14 protein-coding genes are annotated in these 22,584 nt (G+C 67.5%); 7 read left to right on the top strand and 7 right to left on the bottom strand.

From position 1 onward, the window contains the following. Positions 1-14: 14 nt before the first annotated feature. From G5C50_RS05780 to G5C50_RS05800, 5 genes are all read right to left on the bottom strand, one after another. Positions 15-2,780, bottom strand: coding sequence for a PSD1 and planctomycete cytochrome C domain-containing protein (locus G5C50_RS05780; RefSeq protein WP_165066334.1), 2,766 nt, complete (start codon positions 2,778-2,780; stop codon positions 15-17). Further along, positions 2,780-3,352, bottom strand: a complete 573-nt coding sequence (locus G5C50_RS05785; protein ID WP_206107588.1) for a hypothetical protein — start codon at positions 3,350-3,352, stop codon at positions 2,780-2,782. The genes G5C50_RS05780 and G5C50_RS05785 overlap by 1 nt, the downstream gene beginning before the upstream one ends. Before the next feature lie 27 nt (positions 3,353-3,379). Beyond that, entirely contained in the window at positions 3,380-4,849 is a 1,470-nt protein-coding gene (locus G5C50_RS05790) for a DUF1501 domain-containing protein (protein ID WP_206107589.1), read from the bottom strand. A 5-nt stretch (positions 4,850-4,854) separates the two neighbouring features. Then, entirely contained in the window at positions 4,855-7,818 is a 2,964-nt protein-coding gene (locus tag G5C50_RS05795) for a DUF1553 domain-containing protein (RefSeq protein ID WP_165066340.1), read from the bottom strand. 94 nt (positions 7,819-7,912) lie between these two features. After that, positions 7,913-10,105, bottom strand: a complete 2,193-nt coding sequence (locus tag G5C50_RS05800; protein ID WP_165066343.1) for a hypothetical protein — start codon at positions 10,103-10,105, stop codon at positions 7,913-7,915. A 439-nt stretch (positions 10,106-10,544) separates the two neighbouring features. Between G5C50_RS05800 and G5C50_RS32220 the strand changes: the two genes are divergently transcribed. The 4 genes from G5C50_RS32220 (at position 10,545) to eno (ending at position 15,105) form a co-directional block, all read left to right on the top strand. Continuing rightward, positions 10,545-11,279: a hypothetical protein gene (locus G5C50_RS32220; RefSeq protein WP_206107590.1), complete on the top strand. Its 735-nt coding sequence runs from the start codon at positions 10,545-10,547 to the stop codon at positions 11,277-11,279. A 120-nt stretch (positions 11,280-11,399) separates the two neighbouring features. Beyond that, on the top strand, positions 11,400-12,431 hold the full coding sequence (locus G5C50_RS05810; protein ID WP_240906980.1) for a diadenylate cyclase: 1,032 nt from the start codon (positions 11,400-11,402) through the stop codon (positions 12,429-12,431). A 13-nt stretch (positions 12,432-12,444) separates the two neighbouring features. Next, positions 12,445-13,206 (top strand): serine aminopeptidase domain-containing protein, encoded by a 762-nt coding sequence (locus G5C50_RS05815; RefSeq protein WP_165066346.1) that lies wholly within the window; start codon positions 12,445-12,447, stop codon positions 13,204-13,206. A gap of 591 nt (positions 13,207-13,797) precedes the next feature. Further along, on the top strand, positions 13,798-15,105 hold the full coding sequence (gene eno, locus G5C50_RS05820; RefSeq protein ID WP_206107591.1) for a phosphopyruvate hydratase: 1,308 nt from the start codon (positions 13,798-13,800) through the stop codon (positions 15,103-15,105). 105 nt (positions 15,106-15,210) lie between these two features. On the opposite strand, the gene G5C50_RS05825 is transcribed toward eno, so the two are convergent. Continuing rightward, the gene (locus tag G5C50_RS05825) at positions 15,211-16,335 is read right to left on the bottom strand and encodes a 3-keto-disaccharide hydrolase (RefSeq protein WP_240906981.1); all 1,125 of its coding nucleotides are present in this window, start codon (positions 16,333-16,335) and stop codon (positions 15,211-15,213) included. 378 nt (positions 16,336-16,713) lie between these two features. Here G5C50_RS05825 and G5C50_RS05830 point away from each other — a divergent pair, with 378 nt between their 5' ends. Then, entirely contained in the window at positions 16,714-19,023 is a 2,310-nt protein-coding gene (locus G5C50_RS05830) for a putative PEP-binding protein (protein WP_165066349.1), read from the top strand. Positions 19,024-19,048: 25 nt separating this feature from the next. Here the strand turns inward: G5C50_RS05830 and G5C50_RS05835 are convergent, their stop codons facing one another. After that, complete coding sequence (locus tag G5C50_RS05835; RefSeq protein WP_165066352.1) at positions 19,049-19,900, bottom strand: ATP-binding protein; 852 nt, start codon at positions 19,898-19,900, stop codon at positions 19,049-19,051. 313 nt (positions 19,901-20,213) lie between these two features. On the opposite strand from G5C50_RS05835, the gene G5C50_RS05840 reads away from it, so the two are divergent. Continuing rightward, on the top strand, positions 20,214-21,236 hold the full coding sequence (locus tag G5C50_RS05840; RefSeq protein WP_165066355.1) for an SDR family NAD(P)-dependent oxidoreductase: 1,023 nt from the start codon (positions 20,214-20,216) through the stop codon (positions 21,234-21,236). A gap of 203 nt (positions 21,237-21,439) precedes the next feature. Then, positions 21,440-22,378, top strand: coding sequence for a hypothetical protein (locus tag G5C50_RS05845; RefSeq protein ID WP_206107592.1), 939 nt, complete (start codon positions 21,440-21,442; stop codon positions 22,376-22,378). Positions 22,379-22,584: the final 206 nt, after the last annotated feature.

Below are 22,584 nucleotides of genomic sequence, written 5' to 3' on the forward strand. Positions count from 1 at the left end.
CGAGGTCGGTTCAATCAGGGAGCATAAACGAATTCATTCGCGTTGTAGAGGGCCCGACAGAACGCAGGGCCGCCTCGCGAGCGGATCAGAGCGGCGGCGGCCGTCCTCTCGGCGGGATTCGGCGATCTCCCCAGGGCCAGCATGAAGCCGCGCTCCGCCTGCCGTTCGGGATCGGGTCCAGCTTCGGCGGCGACCCGGCGAGCGAAGGCCTCGGCCTGCTGGACGATGAACCCGCTGTTCAGCAGGTCGAGCGCCTGCAGGGCCGTCGTCGACGTGTTCCGCCGGGGGGCGACGAGCGCGGCGTCCGGGCAATCGAAGGATCCGAAGGTCGGGTCCTGGCGACTCCTCGGTTTGAACTGGTAGACCATCCGACGGAAGGCGTCCGGCCCCAGCTCGACGCGTGGCTTGTAGATGGCGACGTAGTTCGAGTTCCGCTCCCAAATGTTGTAGCCGGGTCCGCCCATCTTGGGATCAAGCAGGCCGCTCGCGGCGAGGACGGCGTCGCGGATGGCTTCCGCCTCCAGCCGACGTGGGGTCACCCGCCAGAGGAGTCGATTCTGGGCGTCGACGGCGTGGGCCTCCGAGTCGATCCGCGACGATTGGCGATAGGCCGCGGAGAGGACGATGAGTCGGTGGATCGGCTTGAGCCGCCAGCCCTCGGCGATGTAACGCGAGGCCAGCCAGTCGAGCAGTTCCGGGTGGGAGGGCGCTGTCCCGTTGAAGCCGAAGTCTCCCGGCGTGGCGACGATCCCCCGACCGAAGTGGTAGTGCCAGAGCCGATTCACCATCACCCGAGCCGGCAGCGGATTGGCCGGGTCGCCGATCCAGCGGGCCAGCGCCAGGCGACGTTCCGCTTCGGTGGCGTCCGGCGTCCCCTCCCAGGCCCAGCCGGGCTTCACGGCGGCGATGGCCGACGGCGAGACCTCTCCACCAGGCTGCATGGGATCGCCGCGCCGGAGGACGTGCGTCGGCCCGGGCTGCGCGAACATCGCCGCGTAGACCGAGATCGTCTCCCCGAGGCCGGCGAGTTCCGCGTTGAGTTCCTCTCGACGCTTTCGCAGAGACTCGGCCTCGGGCGCGACCTTCGCCGCTGGCGCCCCCGGCCGATAGCTAGCGCGATCCATCGAGGTCGCGACGACCTTCCACGAATCGGCCGTCTCGGCGGCCTCGACGATATAGTGGATCGGAAGCCGATCCCGATACGAGCCCAGGCGGTCACGTCCCCAGACGACGCGGTCGATCAGCACGGGTTCGGGCCAGGAGACGGTCGCCACCCCGCGTCCCGGCGAATGCGAGATCCAACTCCGCGCGTTGCCGTGGACGCCGTCGTTCAGGTGGACGATCTTGTGAATCGACACGTTGGGAAGCTCTGACGACGCCGACGCCTTCCCGCCGTTCGACGCCAGGGCCACGTTCAGGGGTTCGTCGCCGGCCGAGTAAACCTCCAACTCGTCGATGCACGGCTCGATCGGGTCGGCCGTCGCCAGAATCGTCATGCGGACCATCCGGGCCTTCACGGGCTCGAACCGTTCCACGTTGCGGCGAGGGTCGACCATCGGGCGGGAAGGGGCGTCGGCCTCGGGCCGTGCAAGGGGCTCGAACCGATCCAGCGCCAGGTCGACGGCCGCGAGTTCCTTCCGGACCACGGCCGCTCGCTCACGGCGTTCCTCCACGTCGGGTGCGAGGATCGGCCGCGAGCCGTGGTTGACGCCGGCGAAGACGGCCTGAAGCGCGTAGTAGTCCTTCTGAGTGATCGGATCGAACTTGTGGTCGTGGCAGCGGGCGCAGTTGACGGTCAGACCGAGGAACGCCGTCCCGGTCGCGGTGATGACGTCGTCCAGGTCGTCGACGCGCTGCTGCTTCATCCCCTCGATCGTCGCGTTGCCGACGATGTCGTGTGTTCCGCCCACAAGAAACCCGGTGGCCGATCGGACCAGCCAGTCGACGTCAGGCCCCGCGGGGAGAGCGTCGGCGGCCAGTTGCTCAGCGACGAACCGGGGGAACGGCGTGTCGCGGTTGAACGCCCGGATCACGTAGTCGCGATAAGGCCAGGCGTTCATGCGAGGCATGTTCGTTTCGTACCCCTCGCTCTCGCCGAACCGGACGACGTCCAGCCAGTGCCGCGCCCAGCGCTCGCCGTAGTGAGGGCTGGCGAGCATTCGATCGACGAGCTTTTCGTAGGCGAGCGGATCCGGATCGGCGACGAACGCCGCCACATCCTCGGGCGAGGGCGGCAGTCCGATCAGGTCGAACGAGACGCGGCGGATGAGAGAGGCGCGGTCGGCTTCAGGGGCCATCGCCAGGCCGGCCTCGCGGAGCTTCGCCAGGATGAAGGCGTCGACCGGCGTACAAACGCGGGCGGCGTCCTCGGCGACGAGAGGCGGCGGCACGGGTGCGGCGATCGGCCTGAGCGACCACCAGTCGGCTCCGGCGCGAGGGGGCGTGATCGGCTCTCGTCCGTAGGCGGCTCCCGAAGCCACCCAGGAGCGGAGGATCTCTACCTCCTCGGGCTTGAGGGGCGTTTTCGGCGGCATCTCGCCGGACGCGACCTTCTCAATCAGCGGCGACTCGTCCGGCTTCCCCGGCTCGATCGCGGGGCCTCCCTCGCCCCCCGCGAGCGCCGAGTCACGCCGGCTGAGGTCCAGGCCCCCCTTCTTCGCATCGCCCCCATGACATCGCACACACGAGGCGGAGAGGATCGACGCCGCGTTGGGTGCCTCCCCTGCACATGCGGCCGAGACGATTAGCGACAGGACGGTCGTCGTGATGATCGTGCGCATCAGAATTCATCCCGCCTGATGAGGGCCAGTCGTTCGAGCTGCGCCGCCAGCCACCCCTGGACGCGGTCGACGGTTGGGAATCGGCTGACCAGGACCGCGATCAGCACGGCGGCGACGCCGAGGGCGATCGGGTGGCCCTCGATCATATAGGCGAGCACCGCGAAGAACGCAGCGCCCTCGTTCAGGGCCGAGGCCACGATGAGCTGCGTTTGGAACACCGGCAGGAGGCGGCCGGAGTCACCGGCCGGATAAATCTGTCGCTCGCCCGAATCGAGCAGCTTCGTCTCGTCGAGCGGCGGGCCCTTGGCGATCTGCCGGAGTGCGGTGTCCGTCATGAGCTTGGGAATGGCGAACGACGCGATGACGCTCGTCAAACCGAAGAAGACCGCAATCGCCGTGATCATGGGCAGGCCCAGGATCCCCGGAGTATTGGGATCCAGCGGCTTGTCATCCCGCAGCAGCCCCAGAACGATGACCGAGAAGAATACGACGCCGATCGTCAAGGCAGCCACGATGATCTGCATGACCCGAGTGACGGCCTGCACGCCGTCTCCGTCGTCGATCTTGGACATCATCGAGCCCCCCTTCGCGTTGGTTCGTCAGGCCATGATATCGGGGATGACGTGGCCGTGCACGTCGGTCAGGCGACGGTCGACGCCGTCGTGGCGGACCGTCAACCGCGTGTGGTCGATCCCCAACAGGTGGAGAATCGTGGCGTGCAAGTCGTAGACCTCGGTCGGATGGTCGCGGTCAGCCGGCTTGAAACCCGTCTCGTCGCTCGGCCCGTACGAGACGCCCGGCTTCACGCCACCGCCGACCAGCCAGCTCGTGAAACAGTGTGGGTTGTGATCGCGTCCTTTACCGCCCTGGCTTGAGGGCATCCGGCCGAACTCGGTCGTCCAGAGAACGATCGTGTCGTCGAGCAATCCCGTTCGTTTCAGGTCCTGGATCAGAGCCGAAGCCCCCCGAGCCATTCCCAGAGCCAGCGGGCCGTGGTCGCGGCCGACGTCCTCGTGCGAATCCCAGTTGCGGCGGGGGAAGCCGTTGTCGTTGCCGCTCCAGATCTGCACGAACCGCACTCCCCGTTCCAGCAAACGTCGCGCAACCAGGCAGCGGCGTGAGAAGACGATCGTCTCCTCCTCGGCGTTGATCTCCTTCGGGAACGACGAGGGGACGTGGTCCAGGCCGTAGAGCTTCAAAACCTCGGCCGGCTCCTTCGAGAGGTCGAGCGCCTCGGGAGCGGCAAGCTGCATCCTCGCGGCCAGCTCATACGACTGGATCCGGCCTTCAAGCCGGCCGTCGCCGGGATGAGCGGCCACATGGGCTCGATTGAGCCGGTTCAACGCCGCGACGCCCGCCGCATCGGCCGCGCGGCCGGCGAAGGCGACGCGCTCGTCGGGGAAGAGGTCGGCGATGGGCCGTTTCGCCGAGGGGTTGACGACTGTCCCCTGGCATTGCGAGGGGAGGAACGCGGCGTCCCAGTTCTTCGACCCGTTCGACGCCAGCCCGCGAGGGTCGGGGAGGACGACGAACGCCGGCAGGTCGTCGCTCATCCGTCCCAGGCCGTACGAAACCCAGCTCCCCATCGAGGGGAAGCCTGGGCGGTTGAACCCCGTCGTTTGCAGGAGCGTACCCTGGCTGTGCACGCCCGTCTTGCCGACCATGTTGTGGATGAAGGCGATGTCATCGACCACGGAACCCAGCGGAGCGACGACGTCCGAGAGCATCTTGCCCGTCGCCCCGTAAGGCTTAAAGTCCCAGATCGGCCGCAGCCAGGGTCCGAGGCCGTCCTGGAAGGTCTCCACCTTCTCACCGAAGCTCGACGGCTGGCCGTGCCGCTTGACCAACTCCGGCTTGTAGTCGAACAGGTCGACGTGGCTGGCCCCGCCGGCCATGAACAACTGCACGACCCGCTTCGCCCTCGGCGCGTGGTGCAGGCCACCGTCGGGCCGGATCTTCAGCCCGCCCGTCGCGTCGGCCGCGAGCAGGCCGTCGCCCCCCAGCAGGCTCGCCAGCGCGATCCCGCCAAGCCCTCCCCCGCTCCTCCACAAGAAATCTCGACGGTCCATGATTGTCAATCCACGAAGATAAACTCGTTCATATTGAGAATCACGCGACACGCGCTCGCGACGCCGTGTTCGGCCGCCAGTTCATCGAGCGCGTCCAACTCCTCGGCCGACGGTTGGCGGGCCAGCGCCAGCACGAACGCCCGCGTCACCTGCGCCCGGCGTTCACCGGCCGACGCGGCCCGATCGGCGAGAGCCTTCGCGGCGGTCAACATCAGGCCGTTGTTGTACAGGGCCAGCGCCTGGAGCGGCGAGACCGATTCCCCCCGTCGGTCGACCTGCATCGACGGATCGGCGCAATCGAGGACCGTCATGAACGGCTCGGGCCGCGACCGCGCCAGGAACCGATAGACGGCTCGACGGCGGATCGTCGGATCGTCGGGACGCATCAGCTCATATTCATAATGCGGCGAGTGTTCGGGACGCTCCAGCACGAAGTCGCGGAAGGGCGGGCCGTACATCGACGGGTCGAGCATGCCCGAGACCGACAGGGCCGCATCGCGAACGGCCTCGGCCTCAAGCTTGCGGCGGGGCGACCGCCACAGGTAAGCGTCGTCGGCGTCGATCGTGGACGAAGTCGGCTCGTCGGCCGAGGTTTGCCGATAGGCCGCGCTCGTGACGATCAAGCGGTGCAGCGTCTTGAGCGAGCGCCCGCCGTCGCGAAACTCGACGGCCAGCCAGTCGAGCAACTCGGGATGAGTCGGCGGCTGGCCCATCTTGCCAAAGTCGCTGGGCGAGGCGACGAGCCCTCGGCCGAAATGATACTGCCAGACGCGGTTGACGATCACCCGCCAGGTGAGCGGATTGCGATCGTCGGTCAGCCATCGCGCCAGCGCAGCTCGTCGTTCGCCTTCGGGGCGATCGGGCGAGACGTGCAGGTCGCCGGGCCACTCGCGAAAGACGTTCAACGCCCCCGGGCCGACTTCCTTCCCCGGCCGGTCGACGCTGCCGCGATCGAGCATGTAGATCGGCCTGGGCCGGCCGCCGTCCGGCCCCGTTCCGCGAAAGGGGGACGAGCCTCCGTCGTGGATCGTCGCCGCGTAGACCATCCGGGGTTTCGGCAACGCCGCGCGTTCGGCGTCGATCCGTCGAAGCGTGTCCTCAATCCGCTGCAAGTCGGCCTGAACCTTGGCATCAACGGCTTTCGCCAGCAACGCTGTACGCTCGGTCTTCAGCCTTTCAACGTCGCCGCCACGGCCGGGGGCAATCCCGTCGACGAGGTTCGCCGCCCGCCACCGGGGCGGGGCTTCGATCGAGTCAAGGGCCGAGACCTTCGCGTCGCGGGCGACGTTCGCGCCGGAGGGGTCGTACACCTCCAACTCGGCAAGGGCGAAGTTGTAGTCGTTCAGCCGTTCGGCCAATCGCGTGGCCGTGACGCGGACGAAACGGCCGCGCGCCGATGCGGCAAAGCTGCGAGGAGAGACGCCCGGGTTGGATTCATCGGCCGCGGTTCTGTCGGCGAGCATCGCGACGCCCTTGCGGAAGTTCGGGTCGTCGGAAGTCTCCAGCTTGAAGCGGACGGGAAAGCCAAAGCCGTCGCCGATCCCGTTGAAGGCATCGCGACAGGGACGAACCAGGACGCGAACGATGTCGACCGAGCGCCCCAGATCGACCTGCACCCACTTCGCGACGTCGTCGCGGGCGGCGAGGGCGCTGTGGTAGCCGTACTCGGGACGGTCGCCGGTCGATGCGGCGGTCTCGGCGATGCGACGGTCCAGCTCTGTCAGTGCCGGTCCTGCCTGGCCGGCGATCAGCTCGCGCAAACGGCTGCGTTCCTCTTCCGCCCGCTTCTTCGCCGCGAGCAACTCGACCGCCCTGCGTCCCACAGCCGGGTCGTCGTAAACGGGTCGGTCGGCGCGGTCGACGGCGGCGAAGACAGCGTGAAGGCGGTAATAGTCCTCCTGGGCGATCGGGTCGAACTTGTGGTCGTGGCACTGGGCGCAGCCGACAGTCAGCCCGAGGAACGTGTCGACCGTCGTCCGGACCATGTCGTCGCGGTCGAGATGACGGGCGACCTTGCCGTCGGACTTGGTCTCGGGCACCTCGGCATGGCCGACGAAGTCCCACGGGCCGGCGGCGAGAAAGCCCAATGCCGCAATGGCGTTCGGATCGTCGGGGAAAAGGACATCGCCGGCGACCTGCTCGGCGACGAACCGGTCGTACGGCTTGTCGGCGTTGAACGCCCGTATCACGTAATCGCGATACGGCCAGGCGTTGGGCCGAGGCTTGTCCTTGTCGTACCCGTGCGAATCGCCGTAGTGAACGACGTCCAGCCAGTGCCGCGCCCAGCGCTCGCCGTATCGCGGGCTGGCAAGGAGCCGGTCGACGAGCCTCTCATAGGCCAGCGGGTCCGGATCGGCGACGAACTCGGCCACGTCTTCCGACGAGGGAGGGAGTCCGGTCAGGTCGAACCAGAGCCGACGAGCGAGTGTGCGGCGGTCGGCCTCAGGAGAAGGCCGCAAGCCTTTCTCGCGGAGCTTCACGCGAAGGAAGGCATCGATCGGGTTTCGCACCGCAGGGGCGTCGGCGACGTCCGTCGGCGACGGTACGGGTGGTCGCGACAAGGGACGAAGCGACCACCACGAGCGTGGGTCGTCCCCCGCCTCGGGCCATTCCGCCCCCTGGTCGATCCAGGCGCGGAGCGTCGCCGCCTGGGCGGCGGTTAATCGCTCGCCCTTCGGGGGCATGACGCGGTCTTCTTCCATCCCCGAAACGAGCTGGACGATCAGGCTCCCGGCGCCGTCGCCGGGGTTGATCGCCGGCCCCTCGTCGCCGCCGCGAAGGGCGTCGGCCTTGCGGTCGAGCCTGAGGCCCCCCTTGCGCGCCTGGGAGCCGTGGCAGACGACGCAACGCGCCGTGAAGATGGGCCGGACCTCGGATTCGAAGTCGACCCGACGCGCTGGGGCGTCGTCGCCAAAGGCAGGCGCGAGTGCGAACAGACCCAAAACCAGGGCGAGCGAGAAACGGGCCATGACGAACGTCCCCGAGGGTGGTGTCCCTGCATGGGTGGCGACGTCGTCATGATAGCCCGGTTCCGCCCCCGGGGCGAGTGCCTGACTCGCCGGCTCACGCCTGCGGGCGGTTTCGCGTCTGCGCGAGCGGCCCGATCTGCTCCAGGTCGGGGACGTACGTCACGCCGCCCCGGCCGGCGTAAGTCCGTTGCGTCGACGAGATAGTCGTGGCAGCGTCGCGCTGATTGATGCGGACGTGGCCGACCGGCTGGCCGATGATCGTCGAGTTCGTCACCTTCTGGAAGGAAATGAGGTTCAGCAACCCGGAGTCGTTGAGCACCATGCCGTCCGCGGTCGTTCCACGAATCGACTGGATCGTCCCCTGAACGTCGATGATCACCGAGCCCGCGAGGTCGGGCCGGAAGCTCTCGCTCAGGTCCGAGAGCTGGTTGGGATAATCCAGCACGAGCGAGCCGTGGGCCGTCTGCGTCACCTGGCTGAACAAACGGATGGTGTTCGGAGCCGAGGCGCCGTTGGCGACGCTGGTGTTGACCGCCAGATTGCGGTCGACGCTGCCGACGGCGGTCGCCGTGTCGTTCGGGTTCCCCGACGGGATCGTCACGTAGGCTCCGCCCGACGTGTACGCCTTCTGCTGGACCGTGCCGAACTGGTTGACGATGTTCTGACCGCCGGAAGAATTCGACTTCGTCGTGGTGACGGAGACGTTCAGGTAGCCGAGTTGGTCGTCCAGCGGCTGAAGCGTGTTGAACGGGGCCGCCACCGAGGTGTAGACGTTGTTCGACCCCGGGATGCCGGTGATGCCGCCCAGCAGCGAGATTCCAGCCGGCGGCGTGTAGTTCGAGGCCGTCTTGACGGCGGCCCCGGCGGCAAGGCTCTTGGTCACGTCGATCTGTTCGAGCTGGTTGGTGTCGACGTTCCCGATGACCGTGAATGAGTCGGTCGAGCCGGTGGCGAAGTAGCCCGCGGGGACTGAGAACGACCCCAACGACGTACCGTAGGTCGCGTCATAGACCGAGATCGACGACCCGTCGTTCACCAGGAGGACCAACCGCTGGCCGTCGCGGCCGAGCGCCAGGCCCACGTCCTGAGGCGAGCCGGCTACCGAGATCGGCGTCCAGGTCGAGTCCACCACGCCCTTGTTGGTGTTCAGGTCGAGCTGGAACCGGAGCACCTGGCCCGTGGTCGGGTCGTACCCGAAAATCCGCGAGTCGGTCTGGAGATCCGGGACAGTCGACAGATCTCCCTGAATCTTGTCGATGGCGATGACGACCCCCGGCGGCGGCTTGGGGAGGCCGGGATCGCCATGACTCGTCGTCGTCAGCAGCAGATTGCCCGCCGAGACGAACTCACCGTCGCCGCCCGCCAGCGTCTGCACGAGGAAGACGTCGCTGATGATCGGGTTGGCCGTACTGGACGTCGTCGTGCTTGTCGAACTGGTGCTGCTGCTCGACGAACTCGAACTGCTGCTCGATGAACTCGAACTACTGCTCGACGAACTCGAGCTGCTGCTCGACGAGGTCGAACTACTGCTCGACGAGGTGGCGATGATGTTCGCCAGGCTCGCGTTGTAGGTGGCCGAGTTGCCGCGGGCGTCATAGCGATTGGAGGCGGTCTCCATTCCGGTCAGCTCGCGAAGCTGGAGCTGCGAGCCCGGAGCGGCCGACCGCAGGGCGACGACGCCGATGCCGGCCTCCGCGTTGAAGGTGCCGCCAGCGATCAGGTCGAACTTCGGCAAGTTGATCATGCCGATCACCGGCGAGCCGATGCCGCTGGTGCTGTTCTGCGTCCCGCTCTGCGCCTGCGTGAGACTGTAAACCGATGCGAGAGCCGCCCGGCCGCTCCCTCCCTGCACGTTGCCGACGATCTTGGAGTACAGATTCGTCTTGCTGTACCGAAGGTTGAGCGCCCCGGCGTCGTCGACGTAAGTCCCTTCCAGGCTGCCTCGCCCCTGGACCGAGAGGACGACATGCGTCCCGTGAGGCGTCGTGTACGCGAACTGCTGGTTGTTCTTCAGGAACGTACCGTTGCTCGGTTGCACGGCCGCCGGCGTCGCGGTCGGTTGAGCTGCCGCGGCAGCCGCAGCGGCCGCCGCCTGGGCGTCCTTGAGAGCCTGCGCCGCCTGTTCTTGAGCGGTCTGGTAGGCCTCGGCGGCTGCGGCGGAGGCCAGATCGACCTGCCCCGTCGTCATCGGGTCGACGTTCGTTCCGCCCGACATCGAGCCCATCGAGTCGGCGCTCATCAACTGGCGGCCTTCCAGGCCTTCCATGATGGGCCGAACCCGACGCATCAGGCTCCTCCTGGTGTTCGACGGCGAGCGTCCCATCGCATCTCCTCCCTGAGCCCCTCCGAGCGACGTCCGAACCGCCCGGCCCATGGCGACTTTCCACACTATGGTTTCGGCAATCCGAGCCTTCCGCATAACTCGACTTGCCCTATCCATCGCCCCGCCGGGCAAATCCAGAAGACCCAGAAAATGCGCAAAACAGGCAACCGGCGCATCCAGGGGGCTTTTCACAGCCGTCGCCGCTTCCCGGAACCTTGGAACTCGATGAGTCCGACGCCGCCGCCCTCCCCTAGCGATCACGAGGCCGGCCCGTTACATTGGCTGGATGTTTGCGCCGGGACGTCCAGGGAGGGGGAAGGAACCGAAAGTCGACCTCGGGAACGACGAGAGCCCCCACCGCCGCGCGACGCCCGGCGAGGAGTCGAAGCAAAGGAGAACGATGGTGCTGCGCCGCAACGTTTGGCAGTCCTTGTCCTGGGGCCTCGTGGTGTCGTTGACCGTCCTGGGCACGGGCCGTGCGTCCGCTCAGGAGGCCGCCAAGGTCGAGGTCAAGGCTGAGGAGCCCAAGAAGGAAGAGCCCAAGAAGGAAGAGCCCAAGGCCGAGGCTCCCAAGGCTGAAGAGCCGAAGAAGGCCGAGGCCTCCGCCGAGACCGCGCCTCCGACGATTCCGCCGGAAGTCGAGGCCAAGCTGGAAGCCGCCCGGAAGGCCGTCGCCGAGGCGATCGTCGCCGCCCAGGACGCCGGGCTCGTCGACAGCTCCATCGACCCGCCGCCGATCCTCGACATCCTCATCAAGGGCTATGCCGACGACGGCAAGACCCTCAAGAACAAGGACGGCAAGAAGCCCTACGCCGTCAGCCCCGAAGTCTTCGGCGCGTGGTACACCGGATACGGCAAGGTCGACGGCGTGAACTACGTCAACGACGTCCGCATCCTGAACCCCAACGCCGGCCTCAAGGCCTGGTACGACCAGCGCGCCGGCATCCTGAACCGTCACATCGAGGCCGTCCGCAAGGCGAAGCCGGCCCCGGCCGCCGCTCCCGCCGCGGAGCCCAAGAAGGAAGAAGCCCCCAAGACCGAAGCCCCCAAGGCTGAGGAGCCCAAGAAGGAAGAGGCTCCCAAGGCTGAGGAGCCCAAGAAGGAAGAGGCCCCCAAGGCCGAACCCAAGAAGGATTGACCCGGAGGGCGGAGCGGCCCCCCTGCTCGCTTCGGCTGCTTCCAATCCCCTGCTGAGGCCCTGTGCGCCCGGAAGCCTTTCCGGGCGCATTTCATTTCGATCGCCCCGAGGCTGGAATCAGTGACGCCGCTCAACACGTCCAGGGGGACCGCCCCGCTGCCGATCCTCTCGATCGCCTCGGGAAGCGCCCAGCGGTTGGGGGCGTCGGCGGTGCTGGTCATGGCTGAGGGCCCCATGGAATGGGACCTCGTCCGTCCGGTCGCGGACGGCGGGGTCGACTTCATGGTCGCCAGCGCTTCGGAACGCCAGCTTGAGGCGATCCGCAAGGCCGGACTGACGGCGATCGAGGTGGAGCCGATCGAGGCGGCCATCGCTGAACGAATCACCCTGGCCCTGATCGAGGCCGTCGCCAACGATCACGTCAAAGCTGGAGCGCGGGTGGTCGTCGTCTATTCCGGCTTCGAGGCCGAGGCGCTGGACTCGATCAGTGTCATCCGCCTCGGCGAACACCTGGAGCGCCTCACCGCCCGCGACCTCCGCGCTCTGGAGACCTCCGTCCCGTTCGACACGCTCAAGGCGGTCGTCGACACGGCCGTCGAGATCGGCCGCGAGGGCCGCGAGGGCAAGGCGGTCGGCTCGTTGATCGTCGTCGGCGACGTCCGGAACGTCCTAAACCGCACGCGCCCCCTTGGTTTCGACCCGTTCAAGGGCTACCGGCGGAAAGAGCGGAACGTTCGCGACACCCGCGTCCGCGAGGCGATCAAGGAGATCGCCCAGTTGGATGGGGCTTTCGTCGTCGGCCGCGACGGGACCGTCGAGGCCGCCTGCCGGCTAATCGACGCCCCCGTCGCCGGGCTTACCCTTCCCAAGGGACTGGGCACCCGCCACTGGGCCGCGGCGGCCATCACCAGCGTCACCCGGGCCGTCGCCGTGGTCGTCAGCCAGTCCACCGGCTCCGTCCGGATCTTCCAGGACGGCGACGTCATCCTCCGCATCGCTCCGATGCGCCACGCCCGCGCCATGAAGTGGCAAGACGCTGAGAGCGAGCCCGCCGACCCGCCCCCGCGTAGTCGAGAGCGCGAGCGGGACCGAGAGCGAGACCGGGAGAAGTCGCCCCCGAGTACGCCGCCGCGCACGCCGACCTCAACCTGAGAGAGGCCCGTCGATGGGTTGGTTCCACGGATCGTCCACATCCCCTACCGCGGCCGGTCCCGCCGTTGAGGCGATCACGGACCCCGGATCGCCCTCCGCAGGCCTGGTCCTGGTGGCCGACGGCATCGGCGGAATGGATCTTTGCGGCCGGGCCCTGGCTCGAGTCGTCAAGGCGGCGGCGTTGCCTTACACGACCTGGGTCGTCCACTGGTGCCACGGCTTCGGCCGATGGTATGCCGACCTCACCCGATACGCCGACTGCGAGGCCCGCGCCGCCGACGTCGCCGAGACGATCCGCCTGTTCCGGGATCGTCGCCCGGACGTCCCCATCTTCCTCGTCGGCAAGTCCGGCGGCTGCGCGGTGATGGTCAAGGCTCTTGAACGGATTGGGGCCCCACTGGTCGAGCGGGCCGTGCTGCTGGCCCCGGCGCTGTCGCCGGGCTACGACCTCGCCCCGGCTCTTCAGAACGTCAACAGCGACGTCGTCGTCCACTGGTCGCCGTACGACCTCTTCTTCCTGGGGTTGGGGACGGGCGTCTTCGGCACGTCCGACCGAGTCCGAGGCCGAGGGGCCGGCCTCGTCAGCTTTCGCACGCCAAGCGCGGGCGACGATCCGTCGCGACAAGAGGCCTATCGGAAGCTCCGCCAGGTGAGGTGGACTCCGTCCATGAGCCTGACCGGCTACTTCGGCGGTCACCTCGGTCCGGATTCGCCGCGCTTTCTGGCTAAGTACATCGTGCCCTTGCTGCGGGTCGAGAGGGCGGCCGAGGCGTGAATCGCCGCCGAGGGTCAAGCCGTCGCTCAGGCCGGGCCGATAGGAGTAGGGCCGTCGCGGTGAACCTTCACCAGGCGGCCTCCCTCCTCGCGGTCGAGCTTGCGAGCGTCGGGAACGCGGCCCTCCGGCGCCAGCCGAAGGCCCCGCTCCGGACGCTCGCGCCGTCGCGGCGCCCCGGCCGGTCCAACGACCCGCCCCGCCGCACGCGCCTCGTCCGCGAGAACGTGCGCCGTGAACCCGCACCGCGCGGCGGCCCCCGCCTCCTCCCAAGACGAACTCGCCCAGACTCCTCAACACGCGGAGGCGGGGGCCGCCCGCACCTGCTCCCTCGAAGTCGACGCAACCTGAAAGCTGCAAACAGCTTTTCCGCTTTCAGGAAGGTCGCCGGCCGGGCAGGCGTCTTGACCGTCCGCCGCCGTTGTCGGATAAGAAAGGGAACAAACGGCGCCTTCCGCGCGCCGTGATCGCCGACCGGAGCTTGTCCCGTCGCGATCCGAATGCCGTCTCGTCGGGAATTGGATCGGTCCCGGCCTCGGCCCCGCCCACGGCGGCCCCAGACGGCGACACCCATTCAACAATTAGAGGATCAATATGAGTAAGTCGATCGCCGCGATCGCGCAGGTCAAAGGCCGCGAGATCCTGGACAGCCGAGGCAACCCGACCGTCGAGGTGGACGTCGTCCTGGCCGACGGCACCCTCGGCCGCGCCGCGGTCCCCTCCGGCGCGAGCACCGGGGCCTACGAGGCTGTTGAACTCCGCGACGGCGACAAGAAGCGGTACGGCGGCAAGGGCGTCTCCAAGGCCGTCGACAACGTCAACGGCGCCCTGGCCAAGGTCGTCGTCGGCCGCGACCCGGCCGACCAGATCGGCCTCGACCGCTCGATGCTCGAGGCGGACGGCACGCCCAACAAGGGCAAGCTCGGCGCCAACGCGATCCTGGGCGTCAGCATGGCCGCCGCCAAGGCCGCCGCCGCCGCCCACGGCCTCCCGCTCTACCGCTACATCGGCGGCGCCAACGCCCACGTCCTGCCCGTGCCGATGGCCAACATCATCAACGGCGGAAAGCACGCCGACAACAAGATCGACTTCCAGGAATTCATGATCATGCCCGTCGGCGCGAAGTCCTTCAAGGAAGGCATTCGCGTCGTCGCCGAGATCTTCCACCAGTTGAAGTCGGTGCTGAAGAAGGCCGGCCACAACACCAACGTCGGTGACGAGGGCGGCTTCGCCCCCAACCTCGACAACGAAGAAGCCATCAAGTACATCCTCGACGCCACGACCAAGGCCGGCTACGAGCCCGGCCGCGACAAGGACGTCGCCATCGCCCTGGACTGCGCCAGCTCCGAGCTGTTCGACGAAGGGGGCAAGAAGGGCTACAAGTTCTGGAAGTCCGCCCCGGACAAGCTCTTCACCAGCGCCCAGATGATCGAGCTGTTCTCCGAGTGGGTCGCCAAGTACCCGATCATCTCGATCGAGGACCCGCTCGACCAGGACGACTGGGCCGGCTACACCGAGTTCACCAAGGAGCTGGGGAGCAAGGTGCAGATCGTCGGCGACGACTTCTTCGTCACCAACACCGAGCGTCTGGCCCGCGGCATCAAGGAAAAGGCGACCAACAGCATCCTCATCAAGGTGAACCAGATCGGCACCCTGAGCGAGACGCTGGCCGCGATCGACATGGCCCACCGCGCCGGCTACACGTCGGTCATCAGCCACCGCTCCGGCGAGACCGAGGACTCGACGATCGCCGACATCGCTGTCGCCACCAACGCCGGCCAGATCAAGACCGGCTCCGCCAGCCGCTCCGACCGCATCGCCAAGTACAACCAACTCCTCCGCATCGAGGAAGAGCTGGGCAAGGACGCCGTCTACGGCCCCGGCCCCAAGGCCGGGCTCTGATCGGTTCGTAAGACCCGCGTGAACGAATGGGGCCCGACGCGAGAGACGACCTCTCCACGTCGGGCCTTTCGCTTGCGCTCCAGTCTTACCCTGGCGAAGCCCTGGTTACTTCTCGGTGCGCTTCAGCGTCCTCGGCGAGCCGTCGCCGATGGTGAACTGGACGGCCGTGGGCTTGCCCTCGGCGTCCTTCTCGAAGAGGAGGCCGCCGTCGGTGTAGGGCAGGACGAAGTGGAGCGGGCTGACGGGGACGATCCGCAGCGGCGTGGCCCGGAAGGGGAGCTTCATCAGGAGATAGTCCTCCTGACGAGTCACGACGATCTGAAGCGCGTTCGAGCCGCTGCCGCCGCCGTACGTGCCGGCCAGTGCGTCGAGCTCAGGGGTGGATACGGCCACGATCTTCGGCTCGCGGCGTTCCTCCTCCGTCGCGGGGATCCGCTCGGGGAGCTTGCGGAGCCAGATGTTCCGGAACTTCACCGGATGGCTGTGATCCTGCAGCTCAAGCGGGCCCGTCGAGACGCCCGGAGCGTACGGGACCGCCTCCAGCCACGAGGTTCCTCCGACGGGCGTCTCGCCGTTCTGGACGAGGACGCCGTTGAGGAAAGCCGTGATCCGGGCCGGTTCGCGGAGCGCTCCGGAAGGGCTGTAGCGAGGGGCGCGGAAGGCGATGTCGTAAGCCTGCCACTCGCCGGGGGGGCGGGTCGCGTTGAAGAGCGGCGGATACTGGCCGTAGATGGCGCCGGCCATGCCGTCGGAGTAGGTGTCGGCCTTGTACGTGTCCAGCACCTGGAGTTCAAACGCCCCCATCAGGAAGACGCCGCTGTTGCCACGGTTCTGACTCGTCCCCTTCGGCGGATTGGGCGAGGCCCATTCCAGGTGAAGCTGGATGTCGCCGAACGTCTCCTTGGTGATGATCTTCCCCTTGCCCGGGGCGACCGTGAACGCGCCGTCGGCCACCTTCCACTCGACCGACCCACCATTGGCCGACTTCCAGGCGTCAAGGCTCTTGCCGTCGAAGAGGACCACGGCGTCGGGCGGCGCAGGTGTCCCGAGCGACCATGGCGCCGGTTCGACGACGGCCGGCTTGGGACGGTGGACGTCGTGCTGACGCCAACCGCTGGGGGTTGCCAGCGACGTCACCCGGGGCTGATCGCCGGCCATTCCCAACGAGGCCGCGACGACCGCAGCCCCTCCCAGTACGACGCGACGGAGTCGGAACGGACGAGCGATCATGATGACGAGCCCCCGAGCACCAGGGATGACAGGGAAGCGCTCCCCGAGGCCACGACCCACCGGAGAGACGAGAATGGCCAGTATAACTCGCGCCTAACGGGAAACGAGCCCCCGACGGATTGACTCGCCCGCTCCGACGATCGCCTGCACGCAATGCCGTCGAGCTACGCAGGCCGTGCCTCGCATTCGGGCTTCCAGCATACCCCGATGATCGAAGAACCTGTCCGAAAGATCTCGCCCACCCTCTTCACAATGTGGCGTTCGGCGTATAAAAGAGAGACGGCACGCTTATTGCTTAACCGGCTGGCAGTTTCGAGATGCGACGGAGACGTCGCTTCCCCCCCGTCTACTCCGAGGCAATTCGGACGCCCCTGCGAAATGAGCGAAGCTGCGATCGTCCCGACTCAGGAGAGCTCGCTGCTGCTGACCCTGGAAGAGGTCAGTCAGCTCGTTTCGCATTCGCACGACCCCCAGGAAACGCTGTCGAACACGGTCCGGCTGATCCAGGGGCGGTTTCACACGGACGTCTGCTCGGTCTACCTGATCGACCCGGTCGCCGAGGATCTGGTGCTTGCAGCGACCATCGGTCTGGACCCCTCGAGCGTGGGCCGGATCCGGATGCGGTTCGACGAGGGCCTGACGGGCCTAGTGGCGGAGCGGATGACCGCCGTCATGGAGCCGGACGCCTCCACGCACCCCCGGTTCAAGTATTTCCAGGAGACGGGCGAAGACCGCTACCGCTCATTCCTGGGCGTGCCGATCGTCGAGGCCGGCGCGGTGGAGGGCGTGCTCGTCGTCCAGACGATCGATCGCCGGCCGTTCTCGCCGAACGAGGTCCGGATGCTCGTGACGGTGGCCTCGCAACTCGCGCCGCTGGTCACGGGAGCGCGATTGCTTGAGCAGGCGGCCGCCTCCGTCGCGGCGCGGCCTGCGGCCGTCGAAGATCCGGCCGGTCGGGTTCTCCAGGGCCGGGGGCTTTCCCCCGGAATGGGGACAGGGCGAGCCTACATCGTGGGCGAACCCGCGCCCGTGGTGCACGACGGCCCCGCCGACGACCCAGCCGTCGAGCGCCAACGCCTGACCCTCGCCATGGAAGCCGCCCGCGACGAGATCGGCCGCCTCAGCCGACGGATCTCCACGCTGGTGGGCGAGGACCACGGCGCGATCCTCCAGGCGCAGTTGATGATCCTCCAGGATCGGAGCGTGGAACGCGAGTTGGAGTCGCGTCTGGAGGCCGGCGACCGCGCCGAGGCCGCCGTGGCGGGAACCCTGGAAAAGTACGTCGCGACGTTCTCGCGGATGACCAACCCGTTCTTCCAGGAGCGGATCTACGACATCAAGGACGTCTTTCGACGCGTCGCCTGGCACCTGCGCCCCTGTGATGACGAATCAACCGCCCCGGTCGGCGACGACCGGCTGATCCTGGTGGCGCGCGAGGCGTCGGTGCTCGATCTCTTCTCGGTGGACCCGGACCGTCTCGCGGGCGTGGTGGTCGAGCACGGCGGAGCGCAGAGTCACGCGGGGATCATGGCCCGCAGCCTGGGCGTGCCGATGGTCGGCCAGATCGTGGGACTGCTCGAACACGTCGAGCCGGGAAGACGGGTCGCGATCGACGGCTCCGCCGGCACGCTCCGGCTGGACCCAGCCCCCTCGCGAGAGCCCCTGGAGACGGACGGCCTCGCCCACGGCCCCCAGCCGACGCCCCCCCCGCCGCTCCGGATCGTCCCGCCGCCCGACGCGGCCGACGAGCCCGCTCAGGCGGAATCGCCAAGGGTCGACGTCAACGTGAACCTGCTGGGCGAGGCTGGCCGAGTGCTCGCGGCGGGCGCAGGCGGCGTGGGACTGTACCGCTCGGAGATGATCTTCCTCGCCCGCCGCACCCTCCCCACCGAGGAGGAGCAGGTCGAGATCTACCGCAAGCTGGTCGACGCCGTCCGGGGCCGCTCGGTCACGATCAGGACCTTCGACCTTCGCCCCGACAAGCTGGGCCACGGCTCGGCCGTCGCGGCGGCGACGGCCCAGGCGCTCGACTGGCGGCTGGTGCTCGACTCGCCCGGGCTCCAACGGATCTTCCACGAGCAGGTCCGGGCCATCCTGCGAGCCGCGGCTTATGGTTCGGTCCGGCTTCTCGTCCCCCTGGTCAACCGCACGGCGCTGCTCGACCTGGCGCTGGAGGCCGTGCAAGAGGCCCACCGCGAGCTGGCCCGCGAAGGACTGCCCCATGGTCGCGACGTTCCCATCGGCGCGATGATCGAGGTCGCCGCCGTGGCCCCCCTGATCACCGACTGGTCGAAGCGGGTCGACTTCTTCTCGCTGGGGACCAACGACCTGATCGCGTCGGCTCTGGGGCAGAACCGTGACGATCCCGTCGGCGCCCGGCCGGACGACGCCATGCACCCCGGGTTGGTCCGAATGCTCGCCGCGATGATCGACGACGCCCGAGAGGCCCGCCGTCCCATCTCAGCCTGCGGCGAGATGGCCGGCGATCCCGCCGGCGCGCTCGTGCTCACGACGCTGGGGGTGGATTCGCTGAGCGTGGCCGTCGACCGCGTCGGGGACATCCGCCGCGCGCTCGCCGCGCTGCCTCCCTGCGATCGTCCCGCATTCCGCGAGGTCCTGCTGACCGCGCGTGGGACGACCGACGTCGCCCGAGCCGTCCGCGCCCGGCTCAACGTCGTCGGGGCGTAAAGCAGGTTCCGTCCGAGGCTGACGCTCAGCTCTTCGCGGCCTCTTCGGCTGCGTCGAACCGCTTGATGAGGGTGACCTCATTGCCGCGGGTGTTGTAACGGAAGTCGTCGACCAGCCCGCGGGCGAGCATGATCCCGAAGCCCCCTTCGCGAATCCCCAACTCGTTGCGAAGATCGATGTGGCCGATGGGATCCTCGTCGGAGGCGGCGTGGGGGATTTGCTTGGGATTGAAGCCCGGCCCCTGATCCTGAATGATCAGCGTGATCGCCTCGGGATCGATCCGGTAGGTGATCCGCAGCACCAGGTCCGCGTTCTTGCGGTGGCCCCACTCGATCGCGTTGCCCCCCATCTCCATCACCGCCTGCTTCAGATCCTTGATCTGGCGATCGGTCAGCGGGGTGTGGGCGAAGAGGTCGGCCAGCATGTCGTTGGCCTGCTGAAGGTAGGTCAGCTCGCTGCGGATGTCGAAGTTGATCTCGCCGGAGGTGCCCTGACGGCGGTGCTCGTCGCTCCAGGCCAGAGCCTCGTCCATCGTCTTGAAGAGCTGCTCGGGCGAGAACGGCTTGGCGAGATACCCGTTGGCCCCCACTCGCACCCCGGCGACGCGGTGATGGGCCTCATGCAGCGCTGTAACCATGACGACGGGGATCAAATTCGTCTCGCGATCGCGCTTCAGGGCGTCGCAAATCTCGAATCCATCGAAATCGGGTAGCATGACGTCGAGCAGGATCAACGCGGGGCGATGCTCGGCGATGGCGGCCTTGACCTGCGCACCGGAAAAAAGCTGGATCGGTTCGAATCCGCGCGACCGAACGAAACTGGCCAGGATGTCGTTGGTGTCGCGCTCATCGTCGACGATCAGAACCGTGCGCGGCATGGGCATGACTCGGAAGGGCGTACGGAATCGCGAGGAGATCCGGCGACGTCGGCCGGGACGTCGGCGAAAGGTCGGGGCCATTGTCACGCGCCGCCCCGATCGTGACAAGTGATTGATTCGTCGCGTCGGGTTCGACCGAACTCCGATCGGCGTAGGCTCAGAACGGCCCTGCATCTGTCTACTAATTTAAGAGGGGACGGCTGATCCTGTCCAGTCCTCCCGCGCCGCGCCCGATCCGGCGCGAGGTTTGCCTGTTTGAATGGAATCTCCTTGGGAACCCAGGCGGGGAGTGGTCCGAAACGGAGGCGACGACATGGCGATCGGCGTCAACAAGGCCCTGGCGATCGCGGCGGCCGGGGCGGGTGCGGCCATTGCCGCTCGAGCGTTCGTGCGCAACCGACGAATGATCCACCTGGACGGCCGGACGGTCCTCATCACGGGTGGATCGCGAGGACTGGGGCTGGTCCTCGGCCGCGAGTTCGCCGCCCAGGGGGCTCGCGTGGCCCTCTGCGCCCGCGACGCGGACGAGTTGGGCCGCGCTCGCGCCGACCTCGCCTCGCGCGGGGCCGAAGTCGAGTCGTTCGTCTGCGACGTGACCGACCAGGAGCAGGTCGAACGGCTCGTGGGAGACGTCCTTGAGCGTTTCGGCCGGATCGACGTCCTGGTCAACAATGCGGGCGTCATCCAGGTCGGTCCCTTTGAGGAGACGACGCTGGCCGACTTCGAGGAAGCGATGCTCACTCACTTCTGGGCGCCGCTCTACACCGCTCTGGCGGTCCTCCCCGCGATGAAGCGTTCGGGCGAGGGTCGGATCGTCAACATCGCCTCGGTCGGTGGCAAGGTCGCCGCGCCGCACCTCTTGCCTTACAGTTCCAGCAAGTTCGCGCTCATCGGCTTCTCCGAGGGCCTCCGCGCCGAGTTGTTGAAGGACGGCGTGTACGTAACGACCGTCGCGCCGGGCCTGATGCGAACAGGGAGCCCGATCCGGGCGACGTTCAAAGGACAGAACGAGAAGGAGTACGCCTGGTTCGCCATCGGCGACTCGATCCCCGGCCTTTCCGTCTCCGCCGAGCACGCCGCGAGGCGCATCGTCGACGCCGCCCGCCACGGCGACGCCGAGGCGATCATCTCCCTCCCCGCGCACCTGATGGCGAAGGCCAACGGTCTGTTCCCGGGCCTCTTCGCCGACGCCATGGGCGTGTTGAACCAACTCGTCTTCCCCGCTCCCGGCGGCATCGGCCAGGCCAAGCGCGAGGGCAAGGACAGTCGCGGCCTCACCCCCGCCTGGGCCACGTTCCTCAGCGACCGCGCCGCGGCCCGCAACAACGAGATGTGACCCAAACCCGCCATGCGTTTGCGTCTTGGCATGCGAACCCGGGGAGCTGATCCGCGATTGACCTAACCTCGAAAGCTGTTAGCCTGTCCCCGCGCATAGGCCCTCGTATGGATGCACACCCGCCAGACAGCACGACGGCTCTGGCCCTTGGTTTCGATGGATCGACTCATATGAACGCATCACGACTTGCACCAGGAGTGTTTGTGCCGCTGTTCGTGCTGATAGGCGGCGTAAGCGTCCAGGCTGACGCCATAAAGCCGTGGGCCGGCGCATCGGCCACGACGAAGGTCTTCGGCCAAACCGACTCCCGGTCCGGAGCCACCGCCAGCGCAATCGGTTCGGACTCGCACTTGCTCGAATTCCAAGGCTACTATTCAGCCGCAAAAGTAACGACGAGTAGTTCCGCGTCGGCCAATGCAACGGGACAGGCCAACAACCTTCTTGAGGTCAGCGGTCAACATTACGCCGGAGACCCCGGCACCACTGGCACCTATGCCGATTCGGCGCGCAACATCTCGGCTACAGCGAGTTGGAGCGGTGACCAGGTGATCGTGACACCGACCGGCGACGGTGCCCCGCCCGACTCCGTCCGACTCGAGTTCGCTCTCACCTTCAGGGCGCCAGGCTATTCCAGCGAGGAGCGCTGGATGTTCGGATCAATGCAGGTGGACGCGAACGGTCGAACGATCACGATTTCGCCCGTGACCAGTTATAGTAGCTCTGACGGCTATAGCACGCTGCGTGTGGGTGGCGAGTTCGACAGCCTCTCCATCTCGCCAGACATTCCTCCCGAATCAGGCACCTACTTCTACCTCGGCAAATTCCACATCGACGTGGCCCTGGACGGATCAGGCGTCAGCGATCCGTTCAACCTTTCGCTCTCGTCGCTTCCCAGGACCGGATTGTTCAAGAACTTGGGCTTCTTCTCCTACCAGTGGGCGAGCCTGGCGCTGACGGGTGTAACGCTGCCCGACGGCACGTCTCTGGCCGACGCCGGCTACGACGTCTCCTTCGCCTCTGGCCTGATCATCGACGAGGCCGCTGTGCCGGAGCCGGCCTCGGCGGCGTGCTGGTCCCTGGCCGCTCTGGGATCGTACTGGCTAATCCGGCGACTGCGCCTGTCTCGCCGCGCCGCGATTTGAGCCGCCGATCTCATCCTTCTCCGAGGGCCTTCGCGACGGCCGCCTCGATGCGCTCGCCTCGAAGGCCCAAGGCTTTCACCTCGCCATCGGGACCGATGAGAAACGTCGCGGGGATCGTCTCCGTCGGAGGTCCAACGTCGATCGCCATTGATCCAAAGCCTCAACCCAATGAGCGTCGACGATGGTCTCGCCGGGGGCGCGCAGTC

The organism is Paludisphaera rhizosphaerae, assembly GCF_011065895.1.
GTDB lineage: Bacteria > Planctomycetota > Planctomycetia > Isosphaerales > Isosphaeraceae > Paludisphaera > Paludisphaera rhizosphaerae.